Annotated in this window: 16 protein-coding genes and 1 pseudogene; 7 read left to right on the forward strand and 10 right to left on the reverse strand. The window is 41.6% G+C overall.

The features are described 5' to 3' along the window. Positions 1-291 precede the first annotated feature (291 nt). From VOI46_RS00880 to VOI46_RS00895, 4 genes are all read left to right on the forward strand, one after another. A complete protein-coding gene (locus VOI46_RS00880) occupies positions 292-2103 on the forward strand; it encodes an assimilatory sulfite reductase (NADPH) flavoprotein subunit (RefSeq protein WP_004589440.1) in 1812 nt (603 codons plus the stop codon). A gap of 60 nt (positions 2104-2163) precedes the next feature. Next, positions 2164-3861 carry an assimilatory sulfite reductase (NADPH) hemoprotein subunit gene (gene cysI, locus VOI46_RS00885; protein ID WP_024031990.1) on the forward strand — a complete coding sequence of 566 codons (1698 nt, stop codon included), beginning with the start codon at positions 2164-2166 and terminating at the stop codon, positions 3859-3861. A 42-nt stretch (positions 3862-3903) separates the two neighbouring features. Then, the gene (locus VOI46_RS00890; RefSeq protein WP_004589442.1) at positions 3904-4644 is read left to right on the forward strand and encodes a phosphoadenylyl-sulfate reductase; all 741 of its coding nucleotides are present in this window, start codon (positions 3904-3906) and stop codon (positions 4642-4644) included. Positions 4645-4771: 127 nt separating this feature from the next. After that, entirely contained in the window at positions 4772-5314 is a 543-nt protein-coding gene (locus tag VOI46_RS00895; protein ID WP_004589443.1) for a DUF4124 domain-containing protein, read from the forward strand. Between the two features lie 209 nt (positions 5315-5523). Here the strand turns inward: VOI46_RS00895 and acnA are convergent, their stop codons facing one another. From acnA to VOI46_RS00910, 3 genes are all read right to left on the reverse strand, one after another. After that, on the reverse strand, positions 5524-8265 hold the full coding sequence (gene acnA, locus VOI46_RS00900; protein ID WP_004589444.1) for an aconitate hydratase AcnA: 2742 nt from the start codon (positions 8263-8265) through the stop codon (positions 5524-5526). Between the two features lie 219 nt (positions 8266-8484). Further along, positions 8485-8913 (reverse strand): hypothetical protein, encoded by a 429-nt coding sequence (locus VOI46_RS00905; RefSeq protein WP_004589445.1) that lies wholly within the window; start codon positions 8911-8913, stop codon positions 8485-8487. 107 nt (positions 8914-9020) lie between these two features. After that, positions 9021-9404, reverse strand: coding sequence for an RNA-binding S4 domain-containing protein (locus tag VOI46_RS00910; RefSeq protein WP_024031994.1), 384 nt, complete (start codon positions 9402-9404; stop codon positions 9021-9023). Positions 9405-9673: 269 nt separating this feature from the next. On the opposite strand from VOI46_RS00910, the gene VOI46_RS00915 reads away from it, so the two are divergent. After that, a complete protein-coding gene (locus VOI46_RS00915) occupies positions 9674-9976 on the forward strand; it encodes a hypothetical protein (RefSeq protein WP_004589447.1) in 303 nt (100 codons plus the stop codon). Positions 9977-10057: 81 nt separating this feature from the next. Beyond that, positions 10058-10687 (forward strand): annotated as a pseudogene (locus VOI46_RS00920) (hypothetical protein). A 45-nt stretch (positions 10688-10732) separates the two neighbouring features. Here VOI46_RS00920 and VOI46_RS00925 read toward each other — a convergent pair. The 5 genes from VOI46_RS00925 to glnA form a co-directional block, all read right to left on the reverse strand. Further along, positions 10733-11191: a cyclic nucleotide-binding domain-containing protein gene (locus tag VOI46_RS00925; RefSeq protein WP_004589450.1), complete on the reverse strand. Its 459-nt coding sequence runs from the start codon at positions 11189-11191 to the stop codon at positions 10733-10735. 28 nt (positions 11192-11219) lie between these two features. After that, positions 11220-12605, reverse strand: coding sequence for a nitrogen regulation protein NR(I) (gene glnG, locus VOI46_RS00930; RefSeq protein ID WP_004589451.1), 1386 nt, complete (start codon positions 12603-12605; stop codon positions 11220-11222). Between the two features lie 15 nt (positions 12606-12620). Next, positions 12621-13691, reverse strand: coding sequence for a nitrogen regulation protein NR(II) (gene glnL / locus VOI46_RS00935; RefSeq protein WP_004589452.1), 1071 nt, complete (start codon positions 13689-13691; stop codon positions 12621-12623). An 89-nt stretch (positions 13692-13780) separates the two neighbouring features. Continuing rightward, positions 13781-14293 carry a DUF4124 domain-containing protein gene (locus VOI46_RS00940; RefSeq protein ID WP_004589453.1) on the reverse strand — a complete coding sequence of 171 codons (513 nt, stop codon included), beginning with the start codon at positions 14291-14293 and terminating at the stop codon, positions 13781-13783. A 132-nt stretch (positions 14294-14425) separates the two neighbouring features. Beyond that, positions 14426-15832, reverse strand: coding sequence for a glutamate--ammonia ligase (gene glnA / locus VOI46_RS00945; protein ID WP_004589454.1), 1407 nt, complete (start codon positions 15830-15832; stop codon positions 14426-14428). A 507-nt stretch (positions 15833-16339) separates the two neighbouring features. Here glnA and typA point away from each other — a divergent pair. Then, positions 16340-18163, forward strand: a complete 1824-nt coding sequence (typA, locus tag VOI46_RS00950; protein ID WP_004589455.1) for a translational GTPase TypA — start codon at positions 16340-16342, stop codon at positions 18161-18163. Positions 18164-18305: 142 nt separating this feature from the next. Here the strand turns inward: typA and VOI46_RS00955 are convergent. Continuing rightward, positions 18306-19474, reverse strand: a protein-coding gene (locus tag VOI46_RS00955; RefSeq protein ID WP_324738072.1) for an IS3 family transposase whose coding sequence is annotated in 2 segments (ribosomal slippage) — positions 18306-19204 and positions 19204-19474 — 1170 coding nt in all. Because the reading frame shifts where the segments join, the coding sequence is not laid out codon by codon here. 483 nt (positions 19475-19957) lie between these two features. After that, the gene (locus tag VOI46_RS00960) at positions 19958-20689 is read right to left on the reverse strand and encodes a CBM9 family sugar-binding protein (protein ID WP_324738123.1); all 732 of its coding nucleotides are present in this window, start codon (positions 20687-20689) and stop codon (positions 19958-19960) included. Positions 20690-20719: the final 30 nt, after the last annotated feature.

Genomic DNA, 20719 nt, shown 5'->3' on the forward strand with positions numbered 1-20719 from the left:
TTATAGTTGAGTAAATAACATACACTATCTGCACAAGGTTACAAATTTGTTAAATACAAAATTAATAAAATAGCAATAATCAGCCTTTAAGCTGTTTTTGAAGGTCTTTATATAAATTAATAACTAAATGGAATAACAAAGCAGATTCTATTCTTTTTTTCTCACTGCATAGCCCGCTATCCTGCACACTAATAAAACCTCAGCAGAGTCACTCTGGGTGAGGTAAAGCTCATTTTGAACAGCGCATCATGTGGGCTGTATGTAATTTTCAGGGTTATGGGGAACAAATTCATGTTGTTAGGTCAACTTAACGCAGCGGCAAGCCCGCTATCGCAAGAGCAAGTACAAAAGCTGCAAGGCTTAGTAGCAGAACTTAATCCGATTCAGCAAGCGTGGGTAAGTGGTTACTTAGCTGCAAATGCTAATTCTGCAGCTCTTGGTGGGCAAGCGCCTACTGCGGCTACAAGCGATGCTGCGCCACTTACTATTTTGTATGGTTCGCAAACAGGTAATGCAAAAGGTGTGGCGACTAAGCTTAAAGAGCAAGCAGAGTCGCGCGGTCTAGCTGTAAAACTTGTGAGCATGTCTGACTACAAACCTACAGCCCTGAAAAAAGAAAAGTTTTTAACCGTTGTTGTATCTACCTACGGTGAAGGTGAGCCACCTGAAGATGCTGAAACACTGTATGAATTTTTAACTACCAAAAAAGCACCTAAGTTAGATGGCGTTAAAGTAGCAGTACTGGGTTTAGGCGACTCTAGCTATGAGTTTTTCTGCCAAACAGCAAAAGACTTTGAAGAGCGTTTAAACAAACTTGGCGCAGAAACTATTTTCCAACGTGCCGACCTAGATGTTGATTACGATGATGAAGCAGCCACTTGGATCACCGGTGCACTTGATGCATTCGAACCTGATCTAAAAGCGCAGCAAGATGCTGCTGGCGGTCAAGTTGTATCAATGCCATTTGGCGCGCCAACAGCGGCAGCAAGCCAATACACTAAGCAAAACCCATTTGCGGCAGAGCTTGTTACCGTACAAAAAATTACAGGGCGCGATTCTACTAAAGATGTACGCCATGTTGAGATTTCCCTTGAAGGCTCAGACATCACCTACTTACCTGGTGATTCATTAGGCGTGTACTTCTTAAATGATGAAGCCCGCGTAGATGAGCTACTAACACACACGCAAATCGATTCAGGCACACTTGTAAAAGTGGGCGAAGAGTCACTGCCTATTCGCGATGCATTAATCGAAAAGTTAGAGCTTACTCAGTCATACCCAGGCTTTGTAGAAAAATACGCAGTTGCAACGGGCACGCCAGAGCTACTAAAGCTTGTAGAAGATAAAGCCGCGATGCGTGAGTACATTGAGCCTCGTCAAATTTTTGATGTAGTGGCACAAAATCCTGCAAAAATAGATGCACAAACCTTAGTAGATTGCCTACGTAAACTACAAGCGCGCTTATACTCAATCGCTTCAAGCCAAAGCGAGGTTGAAGAGGAAGTGCACTTAACGGTAGGTTTAGTTGAGTTTGACGCCTTTGGCAGCGAACATTTAGGTGGCTGCTCTGGTTATTTAGCACGCCGTGCTGAAGAAGGGTGTAAAGTTAAAGTATTTAGTGAGCACAACGACAACTTCCGTTTACCTAGCGATGATAATACCCCCATTATTATGGTTGGTCCAGGTACCGGTATTGCGCCATTCCGTGCATTTTTACAAGAGCGTGACTCGCGAGAAGCACAAGGCAAAAATTGGCTGTTTTTCGGTAACCCACACTTTACACAAGACTTTTTGTATCAAGTAGAAATTCAGGGTTATTTAAAATCAGGCCTATTAAGCAAAGTTGACGTTGCATTTAGCCGTGACCAAGCCGAAAAAGTATACGTACAAGACAAACTACGCAAAAATTCAAAAGAAATTTTTGAGTGGCTAGAAGCAGGTGCGCATTTTTATGTATGTGGTGATGCAAACCGCATGGCAAAAGATGTACACAACGCCTTAGTTGATATCATCAGCGAAAACACCGGTAAAAGCTACGAAGACGCAGAGCAATATTTAAAAGACTTACGTAGTGCTAACCGCTATCAGAAAGACGTGTATTAATCACGTTTCTTATTTTATTAACAGCTAGCAGCCGTCACTGTAACAAATTTAGGATTTAAAATGAGCGAACAAGATAAAAACGTAAAACTTTCTGATAACGAACGTTTGAAAAGAGAAAGTAACTTTTTACGTGGCACCATAGAGCAAGACTTAAAAGATGAAATTACCGGTGGTTTTACAGCCGATAACTTCCAACTTATACGTTTTCACGGTATGTACCAGCAAGATGACCGCGATATACGCCCTGAGCGCGCAAAGCAAAAGCTAGAGCCGCTGCACAATGTAATGCTACGTGCACGTATGCCTGGTGGTATTATCAAGCCTGAGCAATGGCTAGCAATTGATAAATTTGCCGATGAAAAAACAAGCTACGGCAGTATTCGTTTAACAACACGTCAAACGTTTCAATTTCATGGTGTATTAAAGCCAAATATTAAAGGCATGCACCAAATGCTTAATAGCGTTGGCATTGACTCTATTGCCACCGCAGGCGATGTAAACCGTAACGTACTATGTACGACTAACCCTGTTGAGTCAGAGTTACATCAAGAAGCGTATGAGTGGGCTGCAAAAATTTCTGAGCATTTACTTCCAAAAACGAAAGCATACGCTGAAATTTGGTTAAATGGCGAAAAAGCAGAAACCACAGAAGAGCCAATTTTAGGTTCTAACTACTTACCGCGTAAGTTTAAAACCACGGTTACCATTCCGCCTAACAACGAAGTTGATGTGCATGCGAATGACTTAAACTTTGTTGCTATTGCCGAAGATGGCAAGCTTGTTGGCTTTAACGTACTTGTAGGTGGTGGCCTAGCTATGACCCACGGTGATACGGCTACGTATCCGCGTAAAGCTGACGACTTTGGTTTTATTGCCCTAGAAGACACCTTAAAAATTGCTGAGCATGTTGTATCAGTGCAGCGTGATTGGGGTAACCGTTCTAACCGTAAAAATGCAAAAACTAAATACACACTAGACCGTGTTGGGTCTGACGTATTTAAAGCGGAAGTAGAAAAACGTGCCGGTGTAAGCTTTGCACCAAGCCGCCCTTATGAGTTTACTCACCGTGGCGATCGTATTGGTTGGGTAGAAGGCATTGATGGAAAGCACCACCTTACGCTATTTATACAAAGTGGCCGTATTTTAGACTACCCAGGTAAGCCATTAAAAACAGGTTGTCGTAAAATTGCAGAAGTGCACCAAGGCGATATGCGCATGACGGCTAACCAAAACTTAATTATTGCCGGTGTGCCTGCCGATCAAAAAGCAGTTATTGAAGAAATTGCCCGTAACCACGGCCTAATTGATGACAAAGACACTGAGCAACGTAAAAACTCAATGGCGTGTGTAGCATTGCCAACGTGTCCGCTTGCTATGGCCGAAGCTGAGCGTTACTTACCAAGCTTAATTGAAAAAACCGAAGCACTACTTGCTAAGCATGGCATACCTGATGACAGCATTATTATGCGTGTTGTAGGTTGTCCTAACGGTTGTGGCCGCGCAATGCTTGCAGAAGCTGGTTTAGTAGGTAAAGGCCCTGGTAAATACAACGTTTACTTAGGCGGTAATTTAGAAGGTACACGCATTCCTAAACTGTACCTAGAAAACGTAGGTGAAGATGTTTACCTAGACGCGTTTGATAAGCTGATTGGCCAGTGGGCAAGTGAGCGAAACGACGGTGAATGTTTTGGTGACTTTGTAATTCGCAAAGGCATTGTTGCTGAAGTAAAAGTATCAGTAACCGATTTTCACGCTTAATTAAATACCCACGCGGAGCGTGGGTGAGGTTTAAAATTGACCATGAGTGAATTTAAAAACATATTACAGCTTGATAAGCAAAGCCAAGCGGCATTGCTTGCAGATGCAAACGGCATACTTGCACCAATGAGTGCGGAGCAGCGTGTTGCATGGGCACTAGAGAACTTACCCGATACAGCTTTTTTATCATCAAGCTTTGGTATTCAAGCGGCGGTAATGCTGCATTTAGTCACATCTCAGCGTCCTGATATTCCTGTGGTATTAACCGATACGGGTTATTTATTTCCAGAAACGTATCAGTTTATTGAGCAAATGACAGCGCGCCTATCACTTAATTTACAGGTGTATAAAGCTGAGCTAAGCCCTGCATGGCAAGAAGCTAAATACGGTAAATTATGGGAACAAGGCGAGGACGGTATTAAGCAATATAATCAGCTTAATAAAGTAGAGCCCATGACCCGCGCATTAAAAGAAATTGGTGCCGGTACTTGGTTTAGTGGCCTGCGCCGTGACCAATCATCGACCCGTGCAGATAAACAGTTTGTTGAGATAAGCCGAGGTACGGTAAAAGTGTACCCGATTATTGAATGGTCAAACCGCGATGTATATCAATACCTTACTAAGCATGATTTACCTTACCACCCATTATGGGAGCAAGGTTATGTGTCGATGGGTGATGTGCATACTACGCGTAAACTTGAGCCAGGTATGAGCGAAGAAGAAACGCGCTTTTTTGGTTTAAACCGCGAATGCGGGCTGCATATTGACGGCGATGGTATTTAAAAAAAGCGAATGCTAAACAACTATTTAAACGCAACTTAGGTTGCGTTTTTTATTGCAAAAAAATTGCCTGATTAAGTATTTTTTATTAGACTTGCCTTTCAAGGATTCATTTTTAAGCAGGAACGCTATGAAATACTTCACCTACTTGGCAATATCAGTCATGATCATTGCTGTTATCTCTTTGTTTTACCTAAAAAAGCCAGATGGCCAAACATGGCTTTCTAGTTCATCTATTAGTGCTGAATCTCACAAAATTAAAGAAAAAATGGTCGCGTTATCTACCAATACGCTTAATCAGGCAGTGCAAGGTGCAAAGCAAGCAGGCGATAAAATTGCGCAGAGTGTAAACAATGATGCGGCGACAATTAAACCCGGTAGCAAAATTTATAAGTGGCAAGATAAAAACGGCCAATGGCATTTTTCAGATACGCCTAATGCAGATGGCAAAAGTATTGAGGTAAAACTTGATGCCCGTGATGTCACTGTTGTAGCCGCAGAAGACACCTCAATTTTGAGTAGCAGTGCAAGCACCTCAAAAAAGAGTATTCAACCACCTACACCTACCGTTTACAACGCTGAATCTATTCAAAAACTGTTTGAAGATGCTGAAAAGGCAAAGCAAAAATTAGAGCAGCGCAGTAAAGAGATGCAAAGTATAGGTGGTTACTAAATTTTTATTGTGCGCTTAGCATTAAAGCTTACTCAATATAAGGGGTTTTAATCGTGCGGGGTTTGTAATTAGTGAGCTGAGTTACTGCGCCTTCGTTATGCTAAGGGCTTATAACCAGTTAAAAGCAATACCAAGCTGCAATACTCGTTAATTATTTAGCGCATAAAAAAGCCTAGCGACTGCTAGGCTTTTTAGTTTTAAGTATATGGTTAGTCAATCATGTTACGTAAAACGTATTGTAGAATACCGCCGTGCTTGTAGTAATCCCACTCTTTAGGGGTATCTATGCGTACATCGGCGCTAAAGCTGACTTTTTTGCCCTCAGCATTCGTGGCAATAATGCTTACTTCATTCGTTTTGTCGTACAAACCTTCAATATCAAACTGCTCTTGGCCAGTTAAATTTAATGATTCGTGGCTCTCACCCTCTTTAAACTGTAAAGGCAGTACACCCATACCAATGAGGTTAGAGCGGTGAATACGCTCATAACTTTGTGCAACCACCGCTTTTACACCTAATAAAAGTGAGCCTTTTGCTGCCCAATCGCGTGATGAACCGGTACCGTATTCTTTACCAGCTAACACAATTAATGGTGTGTTACTCTTTTCATATTCCATTGCGGCATCGTAAATGCTGGCAAGCTTGTCATCAGGTTGGGTGCGAGTAACGCCACCTTCTGTACCTGGTGCGAGTAAGTTTTTAAGCCTAACGTTCGCAAATGTGCCTCGCATCATCACTTCGTGGTTACCACGGCGTGAACCGTACGAGTTAAACTGCGCTTTTTCTACGCCTTTTTCCTGTAAGTAAATACCGGCTGGCGCTTCAGCTTTAATGGCCCCCGCAGGAGAAATATGGTCAGTGGTTACTGAGTCGCCAAGTTTAGCTAAACAACGCGCCCCTTCAATTGTTGGCACGCCTGGTGGTTCAGCGCTCATGCCCTCAAAGAATGGTGCTTTTTTAATGTAAGTTGACCCATCATCCCAATCATAGAGCTTACCATCAGGAATTTGAATTTTTTGCCAACGGCTGTCGCCTTCGTATACGTTGGCATAGCTTTTTTCGAACATTTCTCTGGTTACCGTTTTCTGTACTAGTTCGCTGACTTCGCTCACGCTTGGCCAAATATTTTTCAGGTAAATATCGTTACCGTTTTCATCTTGCGCTAATGGCTCGTTGTATACATCTATGTCTGTACGCCCTGCAATGGCATACGCTACCACAAGTGGAGGCGAGGCTAAAAAGTTCATTTTAACGTCTTGGTGTATACGCCCTTCAAAATTACGGTTACCCGATAAAATAGAGCTTACAACTAGCTTGTGCTTTTGAATTGCTTCGCTAATTTCATCTGCAAGCGGGCCTGAGTTACCTATACACGTGGTACAACCATAACCGACCAAGTTAAAGCCTAAGCTTTCTAGGTCATCCATTAGGCCTGCTTTTTCAAGGTAGTCGGTTACCACTTGCGAACCGGGTGCAAGCGATGTTTTAACCCACGGTTTTACATTAATACCCAGCTGTTTGGCTTTTTGAGCCACTAAGCCTGCGGCTAAAATAACACTGGGGTTAGAGGTATTTGTACAGCTTGTAATAGCGGCAATAACACAGGCGCCATCGTTTAGTTCAAATTCTTGGCCTTTAAACTTCACTTTGGCTGCACCCATAAACTGCGCTTCGTCTACCGGTTCATCTGGGTTGGTTGTTGGGCCTTCACTTTCAATGCGCGCTTCTTCAATATCGCTTTTATCACGACGAGCCATACGCTCATCTTGGAAACCTTTTAGGTGCTGGCCTATCACATCACCGGCTTTATCAAGTGTAATTCTGTCTTGTGGGCGTTTAGGGCCTGCAAGGCTAGGTACTACGTCGTCTAATTTAAGCTCAAGGGTGTCTGTGTAATGCGCTTCGTCGCCTTCATGGCGCCATAAGCCTTGGTGTTTAGCGTAGTCTTCAATCAGTTTGAGGTGTTCTTCATCGCGGTTCGTTAAACGCAGGTAGTTAATTGTTTCATCATCAATTGGGAAAATACCACATGTTGCACCGTACTCTGGCGCCATGTTGGCAATGGTTGCTCTATCGGCTAGCGGTAAATCAGCTAGGCCGTCACCATAAAACTCAACAAATTTACCCACTACTCCGTGATTACGTAGCATTTCGGTAACGGTGAGCACTAAATCGGTAGCTGTGGTGCCCTCGGGTAAGCGGCCATTTAATTTAAAGCCCACTACCTGAGGAATAAGCAAGCTAATTGGTTGCCCAAGCATGGCTGCTTCGGCTTCAATACCACCTACGCCCCAGCCTAACACACCTAAACCATTAATCATGGTGGTGTGCGAATCAGTCCCTACAAGGGTGTCTGGGTAGGCTATTGATTTTCCGTTTTCACTGTCGTTAAAAACAACACGCGCTAAAAACTCTAAGTTTACTTGGTGCACAATACCTGTAGCTGGTGGCACTACTTTTAAATTATCAAAAGCAGTTTGCCCCCAGCGTAAAAATTCGTAGCGTTCTTTATTTCGTTCGTATTCTAGCTTGGCATTTAAATCAAACGCACCGTCATCACCGTAGCCATCTACTTGTACTGAGTGGTCAATTACAAGTTCAGCAGGAGAAAGCGGGTTTATTTTTGCAGGATCGCCACCTAGCTTTTCCATTGCATCACGCATGGCAGCTAAATCAACAATGGCGGGAACACCTGTAAAGTCTTGCATTACCACACGTGCCGGCGTAAAGGCCACCTCAGCTGAGGGCTTTGCTTTAGGGTCCCAGTCAAGAAGGGCTTGAATGTCTTGTTCTTTAATATTTACGCCATCTTCATTGCGTAATAGGTTTTCTAGTAATACTTTGAGAGAAAAGGGCAATCGCTTTGCTTTGTCGCCTAATCCTTTAAGTGAGTGAATATGGTATTGCTCGCCATTAATCGTTAATTGTTGTTGGGTGTCGAAACTATTCATTTTTTGCCCCTTTGATAGTTAGGATTATGTCCTTGATAAAATAACGTGTTTATTTGCCAATAGTTTGCAAAGTGCATACCAGAGATAATAAATATGACAAATCAGGCTAAAAAGCAGGTAGCGCAATGCATGTTTTTTAGACAGTACTAAGTATAGAAGTGCTACCTAAAATTGTTTTTTCAAGTAGCAAAATAATGAGTTTACAAAAGGGGGGGGAAGTTAGTTCAACCAACCTTGTTGTTTGCTTTTTATACTTAAATATAAAAGCAAAAACGCAATAACAATCACTAAAATAGGCATAAACACCGCGCTTATCCCCAGCATTTTAATGCTATTTATCACAATGAAATTATAAAATTGCTGAATAAATATCGCTACCAATGATAACGCAAAGGTAGGCGTTGCAAATGCATTTTTGGCCAATAGTAGTATGCAGCCAAGGGTGCCACCAAATACCGCTACAGCAAATGCAATGGTAGACCACAAAGGCACGTTTGAATATGCAGCTTGTTGATCTAACGGAAGTTTACTTATCATCTCGGGGGTCATCATAAGGTGCATTATAAATGCAAACACACCTAATAAATTCCAGATAAGTGCTGCCCACAGGGCGGGTTTAAACCAATTGGGTGTGGCTGAGATTGTCATATTATTACCTTGTTTTTATTGTATTTTACGAGGTAATTAAAGAGCAAAAAGGCTAACTGTTCAAGCTAGCCTATACATATAATAAAAACGGCACAAAGCGCTAAGGGCTAGCCAAATGAGATAGGGCGGCGCCCTGTATTTTCATCAACCTTTGGCTTTTTAGTGCGCTTTCTTTTATTTTTTGCCGGCTTTTGAGCTGTTTCATTAGGTGTTTTTTCTGGCTGTGGCTGGGTTGTTGCCACTGGGCGCTCTACAGGAGTCGCATCTTCACTTAAAGTGAGTTGAAAAAGCTCGCCATCAAATTCAAGTACATCGCCACTGTATAATTTTTTCCGTTTTATTGTACATATTTCATGGTTAACCCCAACATAGCCTTGCGCTATTAGGTTTTTAGCTTGGCCGCCACCTTCTACTAAATCGAGTACTTTTAGTAATTTACAAAGCTCTATAGGTTCTTCTTCAAGTTCAATTTCAATGTATTCTTCTGACATGGTTATCTCTGTTGGTGGCGCATAAGCAGCAAGTATAAAGGCTTGCACTGTTTTTTGCACCTAGCAAGCTCGCCCGAGTGGGATAAAAAAGAGTGATAAATATAAAACTTTTTTCAACTTTAAAAAAACTGCAGCATTTGATGCGTATGCTCTAGCAAAAATTTGGTGTGCTATTTGCTATTGCTTTGGCAAATAAAAAATCGTACCTAAAACATGGTAATTATTTCACCGTTTTAATTGTTTAGGTCTGCATATAATTGGAGCAGTAAATGGGCATAAGATTAGCAATGAAAAAAGAGCTAATGGGCTTAGATAATTCAGATATGCTGACAGCAGATGATGTAAGAGCTCACTTAGCTAACTCGGTAAAAACACAAAAAGAGCAAGATGAACGCGGCTTTTCGGTTATTTCTAAGTTTAACGATACGCACAGTCGGCTAATTAGTGGCGATCCACTTAAAAAATCAAAACTGGAATTTGAACGTCATCGCTTATTTAATGAAGTTTTATATACGCGCCAAAGTGTAGATGCCTGGTTAGACAGCCAAACAAATTATACCAACGTACAATAATACTTAATTAAGCACATGAGTATTAAGTTGCTATAGATAGTTTCCTCCAATAGACTACAATTGTAATCATAGGAGGTAACTATGAAAAATGGCATTTTAATCTGTATGTGGGCGCTATTATTAACTGCGTGCCAACAACCTACCGTTTATGTTTTTAGTGAAAACTTGCAAGATGAGCAGCGCAAGCAGCTCGATGCTGCGCTAAAAGCACAAAATCTTCCTTATGAATACGTAGCGCTAGAAATCCCATCTACCTTTGGTGAGGCTACATTACTCTTATCAAGCGATAAAATTTACCCAAAAGAGACTGAGCTGTTAGCTATTATTATGCAAGAGCTAGGTTATCAGCCCTAAATTAACTACACGACACGATCAAATCATTTTTATGGTGATGGCAATATAGGCTTTTATTTAAAGAGCACTGATGGAGAAGACGCTTTTACTATGCCGTCTCGGCTAAGAACAACCCATTGCAGCGAAGACAAGTACAATGATTTACTCGTCACATTTACAGATAAATATGCTGACTTTACCTTACCCAGTGGCGCTGTTGTAAGGTTAGGTTGGGAGTTTTTATATGGTTATGTTGTTATTTATTATAAAACCTACTCGCAAACATATAGCCACTCACAGCCGCTTGTAGCAACGCCCTTTGGCGCTAAGCCATCCGATACGTATACATTTACGGCGCATGTTAATAACCCCAGCTGACTTGATTGCTCACTACAAATTGTTTATATGGACTGAGGGATAGAGTTAACCGTGGGTTTCTATGTGCTCACTCAGCTTTGCAATACGCAGGCTCATACCTTCTATGATTCTATCTTTAATTTTTTCGCGTATTACATTAGGCAAGCGAGTAAGTGCCTCTGGGGTAATGGCAAGTACTATGGTGTCGGTTTTAGCGCGAGCGCTCGTACTGCGCTCGCGGTTATTAATAAATGCGCCTTCACCGATAAACTCACCGGGCTCTATAGTGCCAAGCTCCAGCAAGTGGTTATGTTTAAAAACAAGTAACGCACCACTTAATACAATGTATAAGCGTTTGTCGTTATCGTATTGTTTAAATAAAAACTGATGCTGGTTAACTAAATACAATAACCCAAACGACTCTAGTAGCACTTGGCGTTCAGCAAGGGTGAAGTCTTTAAAAAAGTGCAATCTATTCACTATTTCCATTTGTTTAAATAATGGAATGTGTTCTATTAATTTCATCCTAGGGCCAACGAGTAACGGTTAGAAACTAGCTAATATTGCGCTCTTTTAATTTGCGGGTCAACGTGTTGCGCCCCCAGCCAATTTTTATGGCTGCATCTTGTTTATGGCCAGAGCAATTAGCCAGTGCTGTTTTTATAAGACGAGTTTCAAGCTGAGCTTGAATATCGGGCCAAATGTTTTCTTTACCTTGCTTAAGCTCTTGATTGAGCCATTGCTGAAACGCATCGAGCCAATCACCTTCTTGTTGAACAGGCGCTGCATCAATGATCTCTGGTGGTAGGTCTTGCTCACTTACTAATTCACCAGGGGCCATAACGGTCAACCAGCGACAGGTGTTTTCGAGTTGGCGCACATTACCAGGCCAGCTAAATAGCCTAAGCTGCTCTGTGGCTTTTGGGCTTAGTACTTTACTTTCTACTTGCAGGTCTTTTGCGCTTTTGTGTAAAAAGTGCTGCGCTAGGCGTTCAATGTCTTCAGTTCTTTCTCTAAGAGCCGGTAAACGAAGGCGCACAACGTTTAAACGATGAAATAAATCGTCCCTAAATTTACCCTGTTTTACTAAATCTTCTAAATTTTGATGCGTTGCAGCAATAATGCGTACATCTACTTTAATACTTTGGTGCCCGCCCACACGGTAAAATTCACCATCGGCGAGTACGCGTAATAAACGTGTTTGCACATCCAGTGGCATATCGCCAATTTCATCTAAAAACAGTGTGCCGCCATTGGCTTGTTCAAAGCGGCCTTTACGAACGCTATCGGCACCAGTAAATGCGCCTTTTTCGTGGCCAAATAGCTCAGACTCCACAAGCTCTTTTGGAATAGCGGCCATGTTTAATGCAATAAACTGGTTTTCTTTACGTGGGCTATGGTTATGTAAAGCGCTGGCTACAAGCTCTTTACCTGTGCCAGACTCACCATTAATTAGTACGCTCATACTTGAAGCCGACAGTTTACCTATCGCTCTAAACACTTCCTGCATCGCAGGGGCTTCGCCAATAATGTGCGCGCTTTTAGGTGGAACTTGTTTACGCTTAGTCTTTTTAGTTGAGTTTGCTCTACAGGCACTTTCGATTAATGCCACGGCTTCGTTTAAATCAAATGGCTTGGCTAAGTACTCAAACGCGCCTTTTTGAAATGCGTTAACTGCTGAGTCTAAATCTGAGTGGGCGGTCATTATAATAACCGGCAGCCCTGGGTTTTGCTCTGCTATGAGTTCAAGCAATGCCATGCCGTCCATGCCTGGCATCCGTACGTCAGATACCAACACGGTTGGTTGGCTAAATTTTAGCGCGCTTAACACGTCTTGCGCATTTGCAAAGCTTTCTGCTTCAAACCCTGCGCGTGTCAGCGCTTTTTCTAATACAAAGCGAATTGATGCGTCATCATCTACAAGCCAAACTGTTTTCATGCCAACTCCAAAACATTAATCTGCAAAAGGCAGATAGATATTAAATTCAGTATGGCCAGGCCAGCTATCGCAGTCTATATAACCGTCGTGCTGATCTATGAGCGTTTGTGCGATTGAAAGCCCTAGCCCTGAACCACCTTCTTTGTTGGTGATCATCGGGTAAAACAATGTTTCGCGAACGCTAGGGTCTATGCCTGGTCCATTATCAGAAACCTGGATCAACAAGGCTTTTTTAGGGGCTTTTCCGGGGCGGCGATACTGATGATTAATGCGGGTTTTTATTTTTATTTCACCGCCATCAACTAACGCCTGTTGAGCATTGCGTACAATATTAAGTACAACTTGCTGAACCTTGCCTTGGTCAATAAACACATCAGGGATACTTGGGTCGTAATCTTTAACTAGACTAATATTTTTACAATTATCTAATGTGCTTAATTTAACAACCGACTCAAGTGTTTGGTGAATATTGCCATACGACTTTTGCGGAAGCTGATTTGGCCCAAGTAGCCTATCAACTAATTCGCGTAATCGGTCGGCTTGCTCAATTATAAGCTCAGCGCATTCGTCCCTTTCTTGTTGATCTACCTCATACTGCAATAACTGCGCCGCTCCGCGTATTCCCCCTAAAGGATTTTTAATTTCGTGAGCAAGCCCTCTAATTAAATTTCGTGCCGCTTGATATTGATGCATTTGGTTAGAGGCTTTGTCGTGTTTTATTTCTTCATCGGTTTTACGACACTCAAGTAAAATATAGCGTTCGTTTTTAAACTTAACTTGGCGCGATGTAATGGCTATTTTTGCATGGCGAGAATCTATAAAGACCACGTCAGCTCTGTGCTGGCTGCAATCTACACCATCAACAAGTGAGTACTGGGCTATGCGCTCTAAATCCACAGAATGGTAATTAAATAAGCTGTTAAAGGTTTGCCCAATAATGCGCTTTTTACCCAAGCCGAGTAGTTCGCTGGTGCTGGTGTTGGCATAAACAAGGGTAAAACTTTTATCAAGTAACATGACCGATGTAGTTTGATTTTGCCAAATGGCATTGAGAAGTTCAGGGCTAAAATTTTGTTCGTTTGACATCTTTGCACCACTTTAGTGCGTTAATATTTGCAAGCAAGTTTTAATCAGTAAATACTGCTGCGCTAATTTTGCTTCATGAGACATTGTACTTAGTTTACAGCCTTTCTTTGCATCACAAAGGTACTGGGCTGACTGATAGCAATGGCTTGATTTTGTTTATTATAAAGTTTGAGATACAAAGTATGAGCTCCGTTTTCTACATCCCGTATGGCAAACGTTGATAAATTGCTTGCGGGCCCATAAGCGTTACCGTTTAAAAATAGCTGTATGGTAAAGCCAGCTTCAAAACGCGGTGTTATGCGGCTTGTTACGTACACCGAGCCAGTGTTTTCGCGTACGGTTTGGTTATGTGTAGGCGACGATATCATAATTTGAAAACGGTTAGGGTGCGTTGGCTGTGGTGAACCAGGGGTGTGTTTATCGGTCTCAGACAGGGTAAGATCTTGGCTGCTTAGTTTTATTTCGTGCGCGCCACTACGTGGTGTATCTGAGAACACTAAAACACCATTTTTATCTTTCCAAGCATAAATTTTCTTATTGCCTGCATAACTATAAATGCTTAATCCTAAAGCAAAAAATAGTAATAATATCCTGTAATTCACATTGCTACCCTGCATATTTTGTAATTACATAACTTTAGTGGAGATAACCCTAATTTACCATAAAAAAAAGCCCGCTAAGCGGGCTTGAGAACACACATTTATTATCTTATCGATAATTTTGTCTACGGCGTATTAAACGCTGTAGTACATTTCAAACTCAACTGGGTGAGTTGTCATGTTAAGTTTTTCAACTTCTTGAGATTTAAGTGCAATGTATGCATCGATTAAATCATCAGTAAATACGCCACCTTGCGTTAAGAATTCACGGTCAGCACTAAGTGCTTCTAGCGCTTCATCTAGTGAAGATGCAACTTGTGGAATTTCTGCTGCTTCTTCTGCTGGTAGGTCGTATAAATCCTTGTCCATAGCATCGCCAGGGTGGATCTTGTTTTTGATACCGTCAAGGCCAGCCATAAGCATTGCAGAGAAAGCAAGGTATGGGTTAGCAGTTGGATCTGGGAAGCGTATTTCGATACGACGACCTTTTTCAGATGGTACAACTGGAATACGGATTGATGCAGAACGGTTACGTGCAGAGTATGCAAGCATTACCGGTGCTTCAAAACCTGGTACTAAACGTTTGTACGAGTTAGTTGAGGCATTTGCAAACGCATTGATTGCTTTAGCGTGCTTAATAATACCGCCAATGTAGTAAAGTGCATCTTCAGAAAGACCACCGTACTTATCACCAGCAAAAAGGTTAACACCGTCTTTTGCTAAAGATTGGTGACAGTGCATACCAGAGCCGTTATCGCCTACAACAGGCTTAGGCATAAATGTGGCCGTTTTTCCGTAAAGGTGAGCCATGTTATGAATAACATATTTCATCTCTTGGATTTCATCCGCTTTTAATACCATTGTATTAAAGCGAGTTGCGATTTCGTTTTGACCCGCTGTTGCAACTTCGTGGTGATGTGCTTCTACTACTTGGCCTAGTTCTTCAAGTACTAAACAAGTAGCTGAACGCCAATCTTGTGAAGAGTCAACTGGTGAACATGGGAAGTAACCACCTTTAACACCTGGGCGGTGACCTGTGTTACCACCTTCGTAGTCTTTATCAGAGTTCCAAGCTGCTTCAACAGCATCAATTTTGTACATAGAACCTGACATATCTGACTTGTATTTAACATCATCAAATAGGAAGAATTCTGGCTCAGGGCCAAATAAAACTGTATCTGCGATACCGGTAGATTTCATGTACTCTTCAGCGCGTTTAGCAACTGAACGAGGGTCACGCTCGTAACCTTGTAGTGTAGATGGCTCTACAACATCACAACGTACGATTAGCGTAGCTTCTTCTGTGAATGGGTCTAATTTTACTGAATCAGCTACTGGCATAAGTACCATGTCTGATTCGTTAATGCCTTTCCAACCTGCAATTGAAGAGCCGTCGAACATTTTGCCGTCTTCAAAAAAATCTTCATCTACTTGGTGATGAGGAATAGAAACATGTTGTTCTTTACCTCTAGTATCAGTAAAGCGTAAATCAATGAACTTAACGTCATTTTCTTTAATAAAATCTAAAACCGATTGTGACATGTGTCCTCCAACTGTTGGGTTTTATTATTGCTGCATTAAATGCTTTGGTTTTTTAGTAAGCCGATTTTATGCCATTATTTTAACTTACTGTTTATTAAGTTAAAAATTATGGTTGCACAAAAGTGGTCACGGGCTTTGCACTTTTGTGGTGCGTAAAATATCCACATTGGTGCAAAAATTTCACGCTCGATTCTGCACGTATTTTAATCACCTAAATCAGCTTAACTTAAATAGTAAATAGTGCCAAAGCAATCAACAAATTAGCTAAAAAACGACAATTTATGTAATTTGTCGAAATTTATTTCATATAATTGTCATATAAAAAACAGATACTTAGTAAAAGTATTAAGAAAGTTTTTAAAATTGTATTGGATAAACTTTCATCCATGTCATTAATGAGGGATAATATGCGCCCTTTTAAATCCTATGCTGGGACATCTGGTGAAAACGCAGATGAGTGCGTAGATCTTGCAGGATCAATGAGAATAAACTTCTCTGAGTAAAAATATGAGCATCGAACAGTTAAGAAATATAGCGATTATCGCGCACGTTGACCACGGTAAAACGACATTGGTTGACAAACTACTTGAGCAATCAGGTACATTAGAAACACGCGGCGGTAACGAAGAGCGTGTGATGGACTCAAACGACATTGAGAAAGAACGTGGTATTACCATTTTGGCTAAAAACACAGCCATTTCTTGGAAAGACTACCATATCAATATCGTAGATACCCCGGGACACGCCGATTTTGGTGGTGAAGTTGAACGCGTACTTTCGATGGCTGACTCAGTATTATTACTTGTTGATGCTCAAGAAGGTCCAATGCCGCAAACGCGTTTCGTAACGCAAAAAGCATTCGCGCAAGGCTTAAAGCCAATTGTTGTTATCAACAAAATCGACAAGCCAGGTGCACGTCCTGATTGGGTTATGGATCAAATCTTTGATTTATTCGACAACCTAGGTGCAACTGACGAACAGCTAGACTTTAAAGTAATCTACGCTTCAGCAATCAACGGTTGGGCTACACTAGATTTAGACGAGCCGTCTGACAACATGGAACCTATGTTCCAAATGATCGTTGACGAAGTATCACCACCGGATGCAGATCCTGAAGGTGACTTCCAAATGCAGATTTCTCAGCTTGATTACAACTCTTATAAAGGTGTAATCGGTATCGGCCGTATCAAACGTGGTTCTGTTGTGCCTAACCAGCAAGTAACGATTGTTAGTGCTGATGGCTCTACGCGTAACGGCAAAATTGGTTCAGTACAAAGCTACCTAGGTCTTGAGCGTATCGAAACAGATAAAGCTTACGCTGGTAACATTGTAACGGTAACAGGTCTTGGCGAGCTTAAGATTTCAGATACTGTTTGTTGTCCTAACAACGTTGAAGCATTACCACCACTAAGTGTTGATGAGCCAACAGTAACAATGACGTTCTCTGTAAATAACTCTCCTTTCTGTGGTAAAGAAGGTAAGTTTGTAACCTCACGTAATATTCGTGAGCGTTTAGACAAAGAATTAGTACATAACGTTGCACTTCGTGTTGCTGATACTGACAACCCAGATAGCTTCCGCGTATCGGGCCGTGGTGAATTACACCTTGGTATCTTAATCGAAAACATGCGTCGTGAAGGTTATGAGCTAGCTGTATCTCGTCCAGAAGTAATCTTACGCACTGTTGATGGCGTATTAGAAGAACCGTATGAAACACTAACAATTGACTGTGAAGAAGAGCATCAAGGTTCTATCATGGAGCAAATTGGTCTTCGTAAAGGTGAACTTACTGATATGGCACCAGATGGTAAGGGCCGTATGCGTTTAGACTTTATGATCCCAAGCCGTGGCTTAATCGGTTTCCAAACTGAGTTCATGACGTTAACTTCAGGTTCTGGTTTACTTTACCATACATTCGATCACTACGGTCCGCACAAAGGTGGCGAGCTAGGTGTTCGTAAGAACGGCGTAATGATTGCAAATGCTACAGGTAAAGCACTTACTAACGCATTATTTAACTTACAAGAGCGTGGTAAATTATTCATCGGTCACGGTGTTGAAGTTTACGAAGGTATGGTTATCGGTATTCATAGCCGCGATAACGACCTTACAGTTAACGCCCTTAAAGGTAAGCAACTTACTAACGTTCGTGCATCTGGTACAGATGAAGCACAAACATTGACGCCACCATTGAACTACACACTAGAGCAAGCGCTTGAGTTCATCGATGATGACGAGTTAGTAGAAGTAACACCTGAGAACATTCGTATTCGTAAGCGTCACTTAACTGAAAGTGAGCGTAAGCGTGCGGGTCGTGCTCCAAAATCATAATCTATTAATTTAGAGTAATGGTTTAAAAGCCGCTGTATTGCAAAATACAGCGGCTTTTTTGTGGGTTAAAACAAGAGTTGTCAGCTATAAGTTATCAGCGGTCAGTTTAGTGATCTGACCCCGATAAAGTAGACACGGGGTTTTAATTCATTGATTCATATTGTATGGGGCTAACATTTCCAATCGTCCCATGCATTCGCACTGAGTTGTAGTAATTCTCAATATAAAAACGACTTTGTATTGTCATTTCGCTACGACTCAGTTCATTTAGATTACTCATCCATTCTTTTTTGTACTGAGCAAAAAAACTTTCTGAACAGGCATTATCCCAGCAGTTCCCCCTTCTCGACATGCTAATCGTTACACCTCGCTTGTTCAACCACGATATAGTCTCTTTAGCTCGATACTGGCTCCCTTGATCTGAATGAAACAGTAAACGTTGCCCGTTCGGCTTGCGCACATTCCAAGCCTTCTTTAGTGTTTTAATCACTAAAACCGCATTATTAATTCGACTTGTTGCCCAGCCCACAACTTTGCGTGAGTATAAATCTAAAATGACACATAAGTACTGCCAGCCTTCTTTACAGCGCACCTGAGTTATATCCGATACCCATACACTATTAGGCTCTTCAACATCAAATTGACGAGCAAGTAGATTCTCTGTCGTTATAAAACCCTGCTTTTTATTACCACTGGTGTAGCGACGCTTACCTGATTTAGAGCGATAACCTACGCTTTGTAATAAACGCTGCACTCGGCCTTTACTGCAATCATATCCGTCGGCTATGGCGGCTTGCCACAATTTTCTGTAACCAGGTATGCAGTGCTCTTCATTACTTCTTTTTATTAAAAACTGAAGTAAAAAATCATTTTTTCTTTCAACTGGATTCGACGACTGTTTCAACCATTTGTAATACCCAGCCTTAGAAACAGATAATAACTTACATAACTTGCTTACTGTTTTCTTCACCGTCGTGGTCTTATGAATATATTGAAACCTTATTCTTTTAGACTGTCGAAGTAGGCCCTCGCCTTTTTTAGTACGTCGTTCTCCAACTGTACGTCCTCAAGCTGCTTTTCAAGGTTACGAACTTGACGTTCAAGGTCTTTATATGACTTTTCTGGACCATGGTTTTTAAGTGGCTTAGGCTCTTTTCTTGAGGTCATTTTACTTCTCCAACTTGACAGCATATCGGGATGAATACCGTATTTATTAGCGGTCATTTTAACGGTACCGTGTGAGTCTAGTGATTCCTGCACCACTTTTCTTTTAAATTCCTCTGTATGTTTACGAAACGCTTTTACTTTCATGAGAACTGACTCCTAAATAGGTGTCTACTTTTATGGAGTCAGATCATAGAACGGCGCAGCTAAATAGGCTGGTCTAAGCTGAAAGTCAGTAGGCTATATAAACCTGCAACAATGCATAGTGGTAGTGCGTGTTGGTAGGGTGCTTTTTCGTTGGGTTTCGCTACGCTCAACCCAACCTACTTCTCAACTATTTATTAGTAGTTACTTTTTGGAAGTAGAGTGGCTTTTCCAAATACGTCTGTGTTTATAGTTCGTTCTATAGTGAAACTGCCACAATGTATTTATCTCTAAAAGCGCAGCGCCTCTTATTCTCTTTGTGAATAATTTACTTAAAAAATATTTGCACAAGGAGACGGGAATGAGAAGTAAAAGAGTCAGATCTTAATCAATCGATAATGCAAAGCATCTGTCATTGTTGGTAGGGTATTTTTTCGTTGGGTTTCGCTACGCTCAACCCAACGTTTTCAATTATTTTATTGGTAGTTACTTACTTTTTGGTAGCAGGGTAATTTTGCCAAAGACATCTGCGTCTATAAAACCGCGGTTTCTGTCGCCATTGACTGGCTGTACTTCGTGAGAGCCCATAAAGTGCTCGCGTACTTCGCTGCCATCGTTATCGCAATACGCGAGCATAAAACCAATGACTTGTTTTTCATTAAGCGTAATGGGCGTGTTTACAGCGCCTTCTTGGTAATCGTTAGGGTAGAGCTTTATAGCAACTTCCCAGGTGATGTTATAAGGGGCTTGGGTATTACGCTTCCAGTTACTTGTTAAGTGGTCGGTGTATAAATGGGCTTTTTTATCGGGGCCGTAATCGGCGGCTTGGTTATCAAGGCCAATATGATATGCCAACGCGGTATGGTTAAACTGGTGAATACCACCTGACGCGTCGCTATCGATAAAAATTTCCAGCGCATCGTCATCCCAATATTTTACGGTCGGGTCTGGGTGCGTATCAATAAGTACATCGTCAGTTATATCAGCTTGTAAATACAGGTAGTTTTTATCCCACAGCAGGCGGTAGCGGCCTTTAAAGTCGGCATCTGATGAGGGCAAGGTGCCATCCATTAAATGCGGCATATCATGCCACGTTGCTTTATCCCATGCGCTTTCAGATACGCCATCAATAGTAATAGGGGTCGATGTGTACGCTACATCAATGGCCATTACTGGGGCGCTTAATAAACAGCTTAAAACTAATGCGTGTTTTTTCATTAATTTCTCAATGTTAATATGTATTTAGAT

Origin of the sequence: Pseudoalteromonas sp. CuT4-3 (genome assembly GCF_035666335.1) — a bacterium.
GTDB lineage: Bacteria > Pseudomonadota > Gammaproteobacteria > Enterobacterales > Alteromonadaceae > Pseudoalteromonas > Pseudoalteromonas atlantica.